Origin of the sequence: Streptomyces phaeochromogenes (assembly GCF_001418655.1) — a bacterium.
Taxonomy (GTDB): domain Bacteria; phylum Actinomycetota; class Actinomycetes; order Streptomycetales; family Streptomycetaceae; genus Streptomyces; species Streptomyces phaeochromogenes.
Map to the genome: position 1 here is coordinate 1 of NZ_LIQZ01000424.1, position 12,642 is coordinate 12,642.

Below are 12,642 nucleotides of genomic sequence, written 5' to 3' on the forward strand. Positions count from 1 at the left end.
GGGCTGTGGGGACAGCGGCTGGGGTGGGAGCGGCTGCCCGGGCGGGAGAAGGCCCCTGGGCGGAGGCAGGGGAATGGACCGGTGCAGGGCCTGGGTGGCGGCTTCCTGCCGTGATCAGTGCGGCGGCCGTGTCTGCCGTGTCCCGCAACAGCGCGCTCAGTTCGGCGGCGACCGGCATGCGCGCGGCGAGCGCGTCCAGTGGCGACTGGGCCGGGGAGACCGCCGTGGGGACGGCTTCGCTCGGGGCCGGTGAGCCGCGAAGCTCGGCGCGCAGCTGTGTGAGAGCCGGGCCGTCGAGCGAGATGAGCGCCCCGCCGAGGGCGAGGCGGACGGTCGGGCGGTCCACCCGCGCGAGGCGCACCGAGCCGACGGGCCCCGCGGAGCCGACGGAACGTACGGACGGCGGCAGCGCGGGAGCCACCGCCGCGCCCGCGGTCCACAGTGCCGTCGCCACTCGGCGGAGCTGGGCGAGGCCGGTGCGGTGGGGCGAGTTGGCCGCCACGACCAGGTGATCCCGTCCGCTCAGCGTGTCTCCGACGAGGGAGCCGAGCTGCCCGGTGCCGACCTGGACGAAGGCGCGATGGCCGGCCGCGTACATGGCCTCGATCAGCTGCCGGAAGCGGACCGGTTCCAGGAGGTGTCTGACGAAGAGGTCGCGTACGGCGGCCTCGCCCGCGGGGAACGGCGCCGCGGTCGTTCCCGACCACAGGGGCACGGTCGGCGGATGCAGCCGGAAGCGGTTCGCCGCTTCCTCGATGGGTGCGAGGTAGGGCTTCAGCATCGGCGTGTGGAAGCCGGACCGGAAGGGCAGCACCTGGCTGAGCACGCCCCGGGCGCGGCAGGAGCGTACGAACTCCTCCACCGCGTCCTGCGGTCCGCACACCATCGACTGGTTCGGCGCGTTGTCGTGGGAGAGGACGATTCCGGCGTCCGTCCACCCGTCGTCGAGGGTCTCCAGAACGCGCCGGGCGGGGGCGCCGAGAGCGGCGAAGGACAGGCCCGGGACGGTCAGCGCGTCGGGGTCGAACGACGCCATGAAGTCGCTCACCTCGTCCCCGGCGTACATCCCTGCGGCCACCATCGCCGTCCACTCGCCGACACTGTGTCCGGCCACCGCGTCCGGGACGACACCCATGCGGCGCAGCGCGCCATCGAGCAGCCGGCCGACGCCGACGACACCGAATCCGTGGCGGCCCACGTCCGAGACCCGGGCCGCCCCCTCGGCGTTCGAGGTGGGCTCCGGGACGCGGGGAAGGCCGAAGTGGGCGGCGATGTCGTCGACTTGGGGTTCGAAGTCGCCTTCGAGTCCTGGGAAGACGAAGGCCAGCTTGCCGCGACTGTTCCCGTCCCCATCGCCGCCGCCACTGCCACCGAGCAGCGGACTCGGCGTGAACCAGACGTCACTGCGGCCGTGCCAGGCGCGTCCCTTGGCGACCGCCCGGCGGGCCAGGGCGAGCCGCTTGGCGGTGGGGGCGACGATGCCGAGCCGAGACCGGCCCGCGTCCGGATGTGTCCGGCCGGAGCCGGAGTCGAGACCGGCCGCGAGCAGCACCGAATCGTCGGCCTCCAGCAGGACGGCGAGGCGCTCAGGGCTGTCGGCAGCGAGCAGGAGCACCTGCTCCGGCTCGGCGACGGCAGCGGTGGCTGTGGTTGTAGCTGTAGCGGTCCGTAAAGGCGCTCGGGTGGCCCGTACGTCAGGCGTTCGGGTAGCCCGTACGGCCGGCGCCTGCTCCAGTACGACATGTGCGTTGATCCCGCCGAAGCCGAACGCGTTGACGGCTGCCCGGCGCACCGGCTGCCCGGGACCGGTCTCCCAGGGCGTCGCCGTTTCCAGCGGGCGGAACCGGGTGGCCGCGAGGGCGGGGTGCGGGTCGTCGCAGTGGAGGGTCGGCAGGAGCATCCCGTGATGGACGGCGAGGGCTGCCTTCACCAGGCCGGCCACTCCGGCGGCGGGCATGGTGTGGCCGATCATCGACTTCACCGAGCCGATCACCGCGCGGTCGCCGTCCGCGCCGGGGCCGAACACCTCGGCCAGGGTGGCCAGTTCGGCCGCGTCGCCCGCCGGGGTCGCGGTGCCGTGGGCCTCCAGGAGCCCGATGGATCCGGGCCGGGCAGGGTCGAGCCCCGCCGCTTGCCAGGCCTGGCGTACGGCGTGGGCCTGGCCGCCGGGGTCGGGGTTGACGAGACCGGCGGCGCGGCCGTCGCTGGCCACGCCGGTGCCCCGGATGACCGCGTAGATCCGGTCGCCGTCCCGTTCGGCGTCAGCCAGTCTCTTGAGCACCACCACACCGGTGCCCTCGCCGATCAGGATGCCGTCGGCGTCGCGGTGGAAGGGGCGGATCCGCTGGCTCGGGGAGAGCGCGCGGAGTTGGGAGAAGACGCTCCAGAGCGTGATGTCGTGGCAGTGGTGCACTCCCCCGGCGAGCATCAAGTCGCAACGCCCGGAGGCGAGTTCGCTCACCGCCTGGTCGACGGCGACCAGCGACGACGCGCAGGCGGCGTCCACGGTGTAGGCGGGGCCGCGCAGGTCGAGGCGGTTGGCTACGCGCGAGGCGGCGAGGTTGGGCACCAGGCCGATGGCCGACTCGGGGCTGTCGGGCCCGAGGCGCTCGGTGAACGCCGCCCGTACTCGTTCGAGTTGGCCCGCGTCCAGGTCGGGCAGCAACTCGCCCAGCGTACGCACGAGTTGACCTGCGGTGCGGACCCGCTGGTCGAGGCGGACCAGACCGGGGGTGAGGTAGCCGCCCCGGCCGAGGACGACGCCGATGCGGTGCCGGTCGGGCAGCCGGTCCTCGCCGCCCGCGTCGGCGAGGGCGGCGGCGGCCACGTTCAGCGCGATGAGCTGGTCGGGTTCGGTGCCGGGCACCGAGTTCGGCATGATCCCGAACCGGGTGACCTCCACGTCGGCGAGCCCGTCGACGAAGCCGCCGCGTCGGCAGTACACCTGGTCGGCGACGGCCGGCCCGCTCGCGGAGTCGGGGCGGTAGTAGTCGGCGTCCCACCGCCCGTCGGGTACGTCGGTGATGGCGTCCGTGCCCACCAGGAGGTTCCGCCAGTACGCGTCGAGGTCGGCGGCGCCGGGCAGCAGCACCGACATCCCCACAATGGCGACGGGAGACGGAAGTTGACGCCCACTCTGTTGATCCCGCCGACCCCGCTGATTCCTCTGATCCTGCTGATTCCGATGATCCCGATCCGCCTGATCCGTCAGGTCGGCGAAGTCGGCCAAGTCGTTCATGTCACCAGCCCGACGAGGTGTAGACGACGGCTCCGGCCGACTCGTCGCCCCAGGCGAGTTCACGCAGCAGCGCCGCGGTGCCCTCCTCGGGGTCGATGAGCTTGATCCCGCGCCTGGCGTACTCGCGTCCGAGTTCCGGAGTCACCATTCCGGTGTGCCCGCCGGTGGGTGCCCACGGTCCCCAGTGCACGGTCAGCGCGCGGTGACCGGTGCGGGCGGCCCAGTCGGCGCCGAGGCTCTGCAGGGCGTCGTTGGCAGCCGCGTAGTCGACCTGGCCGCGGTTGCCGAGGACGGCCGAGATGCTGCCGAACAGGACGGCGAACGCGGGCCCGTTCGGAAACTCCTCCAGCGCTGTCAGCAAGGTCCCCGCGCCGCTCGTCTTCGTCTCGTACACGCGCTGGAAGGACTCGGCGGTCTTGTCGACGATCAGCCGGTCCTCGATCACTCCGGCCGCGTAGACGACACCGTCGAGCCGGCCGTGCTCGGCGTGGATCTCCTTCACCGCCTGGAGCGCGGCGTCCGGCTCCCGGAAGTCCACGCAGTGGTAGCGGGCCGTGCTGCCGAGCGCCGCGAGTTCCGCCAGGGTTGCGGTGATCTCCCGCTGGGCCAGGACGAGTTCGGCTGCGCGGTTGATGTCGGCGGGCGTCAGTCCACCGCCCGCCCGGGCGGCGAGAACCGTACGCAGCGCGGCGCGGTCCGCCGCGGCGGCGATGGCCGGATCCTCGCGTCCGGTCGGCGCCGGCGTCCTGCCGAGCAGTTCGATACGGCACCGGGAGGCCGCGGCGAGCGCGGCGGCGAAGGTGGCGGTGATGCCGCGGGCTCCGCCGACCAGCAGCACCACGGAGTCCTGGTCGAGGCCTATGGCGGCGGCCTCGGCGGCTCCGTCGCCCGCCGGTCCGGCGCCGGTCGTGCCGAGGGTGCCCAGCGGCGTCTCCACGAGGTCAAGTCCGTGGCGACCGACTTCCGTTCGCAGGACGACCGGGGCCAGGTCGGGCGCGAGCAGTTCGGCGAGGAGCGCGTCGGCGACGGCGGCCGGCGTGGTGTCGTCGAGGTCGACGATCCGCGCGACGGTCTCCGGGTACTCACGTGCGACCGTACGGAACAGACCGTGCAGCCCTGCCGACCGGAGACCCCGGGAGTCCCTGTCGGCGGGCCGGGCGGCGAGCAGCCAGCGCGGCACCCGTCGCAGGGCGGCCCGGAACACCGGGAAGGCGTGGGGCAGCACCGGTGCCGGGGAATCGGCGAGGGAGTCGAGGTACAGCACCCCGTCCACCCGGCCGTCCGCCTCGGTGAGCAGGTGCTCCGGGCCGAGGACCACGGCGTCGGCTCCGTGCTCCGCGAGCCGGGAGCGGACCTCCCGGGACACGTCCTCGCCCTCGTCGCCGAGAAGGACGAACCGCTTTCCGGCCAGTACGGCGGACGACTCCGCCGAGCCGTCGCCGTCCTGCTGCTCCAGGAGCACGGGCCGGAGCTGAAAGCGTTTCGGGGCCTCGCCGGTGACCTCCGTCGACTCCGTCAACTCCGGCGTCTCGGTCCGCCCGGCCACCCTGCCGTCCCGTGGCCCCTCCGGCCCTCCAGTCGTACGCGGAGGGGTACTCGGGGTCGTACCCGGAGCCGTTCCGCCGGACGGTTCGGCGGGCCCCGCGAGGCGCGCGGCGAGCCAGCCCGTCACCGACGCGGCCGTGCGGGCCTTCGCCAGGTCCTCCAACTCCGCGTCATCCAGCCCGGCAACGTCCACGCCGCCCCCGGCGCCCAGGCGCTTGGCCAGTTCACCGGCGATTTCGGCCCGCTTGATGGAGTCGATGCTGAGGTCGGCCTCCAGGTCGAGATCGGGCTCGATCATGTCCACGGGATAGCCGGTGCGCTCGCTGATGATCTCCAGCACGACCGCCAGGACGTCCGCTTCCGTGACGGCAGCCGAGACCGCCTCCGTGGCGGCTGCCGGGACCGACGCGGTGGCTGTCGCCTCGCCGGTGGCAGGCGTTGCTGCCACCCCCGGCCGTGCAACCGGCGGCTGTTGGGCCACGGAAAGCTCAGCGGCCGGTAGGGCCTGCGGATGGGTCCCGGCCGTGGCGGGCGCGGCAGGCGCGCCCGGCGCGGGAATCCACTCCCCCGCCGTGGCGCCGAAGTAGGTCAGCAGCACGTCCCGCTGGGCGGCCACCATCTCCCGGCTGGTGCGCAGGTATTCGACGATCAGCGCGTCCCTGTCGGCCGGGACGCCGTTTCCATGGTTCGCGTGGCTCGTCGTCACTGTCGTCTCCACAACGCGTCGGGCCGGCGCGAGGGCACCGGGAAGGAGTTCTCCGGCGGCCGTACGGACCAGTTGCCCGTCGACCGTCCATCCGGGCCGCTTGGGCTCCGGGGTCCGCGTCGCGTCGACGGCGTCGCGTCCCTGGAACAGCCATCCGGTGCGTACCGGCAGCCCCGCCACGGCCAGTTGGGCCAGCGCATCGAGCCAGCCACGCAGTCCGCTGTCGTGGCGCGGCTCGCACGCGACGGTGCGGTGCGGGCGGTCGCCGAGTATCTGTGCGACCAGCCGGGTGAGTATCGAGCCGGGTCCGGCCTCGAGGAAGATCCTCGCTCCGGCCTCGTACATGGCCTCGATCTGTGCGACGAATCCGACGGGTGCGCCGATCTGGGCGGCGAGTTCGGCGCGGATCTCGTCGGCGTGGTCGCCGTACGGGGCCGCAGTGCGGTTGGACCACACCGGGAACTCGGGCGGACGCACGGTCCGGCTCGCGAGTGCCTCGGCGAACCGCTCTCCGCCGGCGGCCACCACCGGACTGTGGAAGGCGCAGGCGACGGGAATGCCTTCGGCGCGGTGTCCCGCCGCGCGCAGCAGTCGCACAGCGGTGGTCATCGCCTCCGTCGGTCCGGAAATCACCGTCTGCCGGGGCGAGTTGTGGTTGGCGACGACGATCGTGCCGGGGGCGCCCGTCTCGCGCAGGGCCTGTTCGACGTCTTCGGCACCAGCCGCGACGGCCGCCATGGTTCCCGGATCCTCGCCGACGGCCGAGAGGATCGCCGCCGCCCGCTCGGCGCTCAGCTCAAGGAGCGCCTCCGGTGCGATCGCGCCCGCCGCGCAGAGGGCGACCAGTTCGCCGTAGCTGTGCCCGGCCGCCATGTCCGGCCGTACCCCGGCCGCGGTGAGCAGCGCGTAGGCGGCGAGTCCGGCGATGCCCAGCGCGGGCTGGGCGACCCGGGTGTCCGTGATCCCGGCCCGTTGGCGATCCCTGGTGGCCGTGTCGAAGGCGGCGGGCGGGTACAGCGCGTCGGCGTGGTCGCGGCCGAGGTGCAGGTAGTGCTGGAGCTCGGGGAAGGCGATGAACACGTCCGCGAGCATCCCGGGCCGCTGGCTGCCCTGGCCCGGGAAGAGGAACGCGACCTTGCCGTCGGCCGCCGCCGGTCGCCGCGAACCGGAGGGCACCTGCCCCACGTTCGCCAACTCCGCGTCACCCTGCGCCGTGTCCGCCTGCCCAGCGTCCGCCGGCTCCGCATCCCCCTCCGCCTGCCCCTCGTCGGCTCTCGCCTGCTCGCTTCCGCCGCCCAGCGCTCCTCCGGCCTCCGCCAGGTAGACGCCCCCGGCCGGATCGTGCTCGCCCGCCAGAGCCCGGCGCAGCTGACCGACCAGCCCGTCGACGTCAGTGGCGACGACGGCCACCTGGACCGGTTCGTGGCGGGCGTCGGCACGGCGGGACGCGCTCAGCGCGAGGTCGCGCAGGCGCCATGGGCGGCCGTCGGTCTCGGCGGCCTTGAGTACGTCCTCGACGGCTCGCCGGGCCGACGCCGGATCCGTACCGCGGAAGGTGAACAGTTCGGCGGGCCAGCTGTCCAGGCCCTGGGCGGGCGGTTCGGCGGCCGTGTGGGCACTGAGCACCACATGGAAGTTGGTCCCGCCGAAGCCGAACGCGCTGAGCCCGGCGACCCGTTCCTCGGCCGGGGCCGCCCAGGGCCGTGGCCGCGCGTGAAAGACGAACGGGCTGCTCTCCTCCTGCCAGGCGGGGTTCGGCCGCTTCATGTGCAAGGTGGGCGGCTTGACTCCCGTGTACAGGGACAGCACGGTCTTGATCAGACCCGCGAGTCCGGCGGCGCACTTGGTGTGCCCGATCTGCGACTTGACCGAACCGAGCGCGCAGCCACCGGCCTTGGCCCCGGCCTCGGTGAACACCGCGCTGAGGATGGTCAGTTCGGTACGGTCCCCGACCACGGTCCCGGTGCCGTGGGCCTCGACCAGGCCGACGTCGGCCGGTGAGATGCCCGCGTTGCGGTAGGCCCGCTCCAGCGCGGCACGCTGGCCCTCGGGGCGGGGCGCCGTCAGTCCGAGCGAGCGGCCGTCGCTGGAGCTGCCGACTCCCTTGATCACGCCGTAGATCCGGTCGCCGTCGCGTTCGGCGTCCACGAGCCGCTTGAGCACGACACAGGCGATGCCCTCGCCCAGGGCGATCCCGTCCGCCGAACCGTCGAAGGCCCGCGACCGGCCCGTCGGGGAGAGGGCGTGCACGGAGGAGAAGAGGGCGTAGTCGTTGATGCCGTTGTGCAGGTCGGCGCCCCCGCACAGCACGACGTCGCTCGTGCCGCCGACGAGTTCCTTGCACGCCACGTCGACGGCGGCGAGGGACGACGCGCAGGCCGCGTCGACCGTGTAGTTGGCGCCGCCCAGGTCCAGCCGGTTGGCGATCCGCCCCGAGATGACGTTGGCGAGCATGCCGGGGAAGGAGTCCTCGGTGAGCCGGGGCAGTTGCTCGTCCAGACCTCCCGGCACCTCCCCGTAGTAGGAGGGCAGTACGGCACGCAGGGTGGCGGCGTTGGAGAGGTCGCTGCCCGCTTCGGCGCCGAAGACCACGGAGGTACGTGTCCGGTCGAAGCCCCGGCCGCGCTCCCCGTATCCGGCGTCCTCCAGTGCCCGCCGCGCGGCTTCGAGTGCCAGCAGTTGTACGGGCTCGATGCTGCCCAGGGAGGTCGGCGGGATGCCGTAGCGCAGCGGGTCGAAGGGGATCCGCGGCAGGAAGCCACCCCATTTGGACGGGGTGGCGCCGTCCGCGTCCACCGAGTAGTGCACGGCGGGGTCCCAGCGGTCGGCGGGAACCTCACCGACGCCGTCGTGGCCGCCGAGGATGTTCGCCCAGTAGGAGGCGAGGTCGGGGGCCTGGGGGAACATGCAGGCCATACCGACCACCGCCACGTCCAGCGGCTCGGGCGCCGCGGGCTCCTCGGCCGTGTCCATCCCGAGGCGTTCCCGGAGCAGGGCCGTGCGGGCGGCGAGGAACCCTGCCGCGCCGGTGGTGACCGAGCCGTGCAGCGCGCTGATCGTGGTGGTCGCCGAGCGCAGCACGGCCACTTCCCCGGCCATGAACATGCCCTCGGAGAGCTGGCGTTCCTCGTCCACGGCCGCCAGTTCACCGGTGGCGTCCCGCTCGATCCCCTTGCTGGCGATGCGCAGCCGCCCGACGTTGAGCCGTTCCAGTTCCTCCCAGATCCGCCGCTCGGGCACACCGCGCTCGCGCAACTCCGCCTCGAACTCCCGGTAGTTCTCGCTGAACGGGCTGGGCACACAGCGGGTGGCGTGGCCGGGCGCGGTCTCCAGGAGCGCGGTGCGGGTTGCGGCCATGACCTGCTGCTGGAAGAGCGGCCGGACCGCCCCGCACTCCACCGCCTCGTCGGTGAACAGGTAGGCGGTTCCCATGAGGACGCCGACTGCGGCCCCGCGCGCGGTCAGTGGAGCGGCCAGCGCGGCGACCATCGCCGACGAGCGCTCGTCGTGGACGCCGCCCGCGAAGAACACCTCGACGCTTTTGGCCGTTTGGTCATCCTTGCCGTCCAAGAAGTCTTCCAGCACGGCGAGTTGGGCCTCCCACAGTGGGAAGCTCGCGCGCGGTCCGACGTGGCCGCCGCATTCGGAGCCCTCGAAGACGAATCGGCGGGCTCCGGCGTCGAGGAACTGGCGGAGCAGTCCCGGCGAGGGCACGTGCAGGAAGGTGCTGATCCCGGCCCGCTCCAGCGCCTCGGCCTGGGACGGTCGTCCGCCCGCGATGATCGCGTGCGTGGGCCGCAGGTCCCGTACGGCTTCGAGCTGGGCGTTTCTGGTCTCCTCGGGTGCGAAGCCGAGCACACCGACACCCCAGGGCCGGCCGGCCGCGGCGGCGCGGGTCTCCTCCAGGACTGTTCGCGTCTGCTCACCGCTCGCCAGGGCCAGCGCGATGAACGGCAGGGCCCCGTCCCCGGCGACAGCGGCGGCGAACCGCGCCTGGTCGCTGACCCGGGTCATCGGCCCCTGGGCGACGGGCACGCGTGTGCCAAGCGCCCGGCTCATTTGGGACCCCGGGCGCAGTGCCCCGGCCGGCCCGTCGTCGCGTACGGCGTCCCGGACGGAGGCGGTCAGGGCGCGGACCGTCCGGGCGGCGTCGCCCCAGCGCTCGGCGAAGCGGGCGGCGAGGAAGCCGTCCTGACCGACCGGCAGGAGCTGGGTACGCGGGTCCTGCGCGCCGAGCATCCCCGACACGAGCAGCGGATCGTCGGCCGGGATGCGCGGGGCGTCCGGGCCCCGGCGGTGCAGCACCCGGTGCCCGCCCACCACGACGGTCTCCGAACCGTCCATGGACCGCAGTGCCGCGGCAGCCGGCTCCGGAAGCCTCGCCTCGGCGAGCAGCGCCAGCTGGCTGTCCAGGACCACTCCGGCCGCCCCGCCGGCCACGGCCGCCGCCGCCGTACGGGGGCCGATGCCGCCGCAGGCCCAGACGGGGAGGTCGACGCCGGGTTCGGCGAGCAGGCGCTGGAGGAGGACGAAGGTGCTGAGCTCCCCGATCCGGCCGCCGCTCTCGCTGCCGCGGGCGATCAGGCCGTGCGCTCCGGCGCGGACCGCCGCCAGAGCCTGCTCCAGGTCCGTGACCTCCACCAGGACTCGGTACGTCGCGGCGACCTCGTCGATCTGCCATGGCGAATCCGTGCCGAGAACGACGGTATGGAGGTCATCGTCGTCTCGCTTTCGCGGCTTTCCGTTCTTCTTTCCAGGCGCGAATTCTCCGGGTTCGAGATTCCCGGGACCGAGTTCTCCGGGAGCGAGTTCCCCGGGAGCGATCCGGCAGTGCGTTCCGGCCCGCACTCCGAACGGTCCGGTCGCCCAGCGCCGGAGGGATGCCAGCGCCTCTCTGGCTCTTCGGTCGCCGACCCCCAGGTCAAGTACACCGAGGCCGCCCGCACGGCTGACTGCGGCGGCAAGCCTGGCTTCGGGTTCACCGAACGGGGTGATTCCAATGATCATGTCCTCGGCGCGCACAGCAGACGTCATGATTCTCCGAAATAATCGGTGAGACTGCACGGTGGGGGGTGCCTGGAGACGACGAATTGGCCCACGCGGACATGCACCGTTTACACGGCGCCGGGGGAAACTCCCACGCGAAGACCAACCCGTTGGAAGCTAGCGCCATACTTACCCGCGGGTCAACATCGCGTCGACCTGCCGCTACGCCGTGGAATCGATTCGGCCAGACCTGGTCGGGCCTCAAGAACCGAAAACCCGGCCAATTGCAATCAGTCACTACGCTAGCCGGACGACAGCGCCGCAAGTCCGCCAAAAGCAGCGTGATGATTCACTCCGGTGAAACACCGACGGCAGCGCAACGCCACTCTGTAAAATTCACATGTCCGCACGAGAAGTCGCCGTCGGACCACGCTCCGAAGATCCGCACGCGGCGCGATGTCGAGAAACAAATCCCCACACACCTGACTCCATCACGGGACACCACTCCGGCTCATTCACAGGGTTTTCCCTTTTACCCGTCCCCTCCCCCGAACCGCCTGCAGGATTTTACCTCTCCGCAACCGCGACACGTTTAGGGAATCTCCCTGCCGACACCGGGAGACCGCACTTCGGATCAATCGGTCGAATCGCTCTCAGGAAACCAATCGGTCCGGGTCGACCAGGACAATCCGGCCGGAAGCCTCGGTGCACCACGCCGACTCCCCACCCCGACTGTGATCTACGACGCAGAGGCAACCCCGCCACCGACATCCACGTCTTGATCGACAACGAGGTGGCGCGGCGGCGCCGGTGACCCGTCGACCCAGGACACATGACCCGGGGCGGAAAACAGGACACTATACACATCGCGTATACATGCGGTGTATACGCAAGCGGAGTCAGGTCCGCCGCCGCCCGTCCGAGCATCGGCAGACCGAAAGGCACGCATGTACGGCAAGGCATTCGCACCCGAGTACCAAGGTGCGCTCACCACCCTGTCCGTGAACTCCTCCCTGGTCGACGTACTGGCCGCGGGCACCGAGCAGTTGCGCGCCGCCGAGCGCGCCGGAGCACCTGGGGAGGTGGCGCGCTCGGGCCTCGCGGTCGCGGAGGCGCACCGGAGGCTCGGGCAGGTGGGCGACGCCGACCGCGCGTGGAAGGCGAGTTACCGTGCGGCACGGGGGGCCGGGGACACCGCGGCGATGGCATGGGCCCTGTGGAGCGGCGGCACGCTGGCACGCCAGCGCGGTGCGTTCCCTCTCGCCTGGCGGCTGCTGGGGCTCGCGGCCGAGTTCGGCGAGCGCGGCGGCGACATCGTCGTACGCGGCTACTCGCTCGCCGGGATGGCGGAGACGGGCCGTATCCAGGGCGACTACGAGGCGGTCGGCGCGCTGCACGAGCAACTCCTGGCCGAGGCACGCAAGCGCGGCGAGGCGCGGCACACAGTGTGGGCCCTGGAGGGCATCGCGCAGATTCACCGCAACACCGGCTCGTACGACACGGCGTACGCGATGTTCGAGGAGGCCGCGGAGATCGCCGGGCGGGCCGACGACCGGCGCGGCCACGCGTGGGCGCTGCGCGGCCTGGCCGACATCGTGTCCGTCCGCGACGGGGATGCCGAGCGCGCGCTCGGCCTGCTCGCCGAGGCCGAGGTGACCTGCCAGGAGATGAACCTGTCGAGCGCACTGGCCTACAACCACAAGATGCGCGGCAACGTCCTTTACCGGGCCGGGCGTTACTCGGAGGCCCGGGACGTCTACACCCAGGCGCTGGCGGAGTTCCGGGCGATGAGCGAGCCCCGAGGGGAGGCCCTTTCCCGGCTCGGCCTCGCCAAGTCCCTCGCCCAACTGGGCCACGACCTCGACGACACCGCCGCCGAACTGGCCGATCTCGCCCAGGTGTTGGAACGCATCGGACTGCGGCACGCACGACAGATGGTGGCTCGCGCACAGGCGGAGTTCGGCATCGTGACCGATGCGGGCACGAGCACGGATGCGGATGCCCGGACCGCCTCGGTGCCGGACGTGGGCACCCTGACCGAGAATGAGACGAGCGCGCACTCCTCCGACCCGACAGAGGCGGGCACGGACACCGGGGCCACCAGCCCGCCAACTCCCGACGCCCCGGCCACCGCCACCGAAGCAGATGCGGCTGCGGCTGCGGCTGC

The 12,642-nt window shown here is 72.5% G+C and carries 3 protein-coding genes; 1 reads left to right on the forward strand and 2 read right to left on the reverse strand.

Annotated features, from left to right (window positions below; all coding sequences use genetic code 11):
• Both AOK17_RS41675 and AOK17_RS41680 read right to left on the reverse strand, forming a co-directional pair.
• Nucleotides 1–3,097: type I polyketide synthase (locus tag AOK17_RS41675; protein WP_055617857.1), on the reverse strand; the 3,097-nt coding region annotated here is incomplete at its 3' end.
• Between the two features lie 142 nt (nt 3,098–3,239).
• The gene (locus AOK17_RS41680) at nt 3,240–10,523 is read right to left on the reverse strand and encodes a type I polyketide synthase (RefSeq protein ID WP_055617858.1); all 7,284 of its coding nucleotides are present in this window, start codon (nt 10,521–10,523) and stop codon (nt 3,240–3,242) included.
• 899 nt (nt 10,524–11,422) lie between these two features.
• Here AOK17_RS41680 and AOK17_RS41685 point away from each other — a divergent pair.
• A partial coding sequence (locus tag AOK17_RS41685; protein ID WP_425424681.1) for a tetratricopeptide repeat protein occupies nt 11,423–12,642 on the forward strand: 1,220 nt, incomplete at its 3' end.

Bases quoted from the DNA above. Each gene is read 5' to 3' on its own strand.
- AOK17_RS41680 (WP_055617858.1), bottom strand. From the start codon at position 10,523: ATGACGTCTGCTGTGCGCGCCGAGGACATGATCATTGGAATCACCCCG.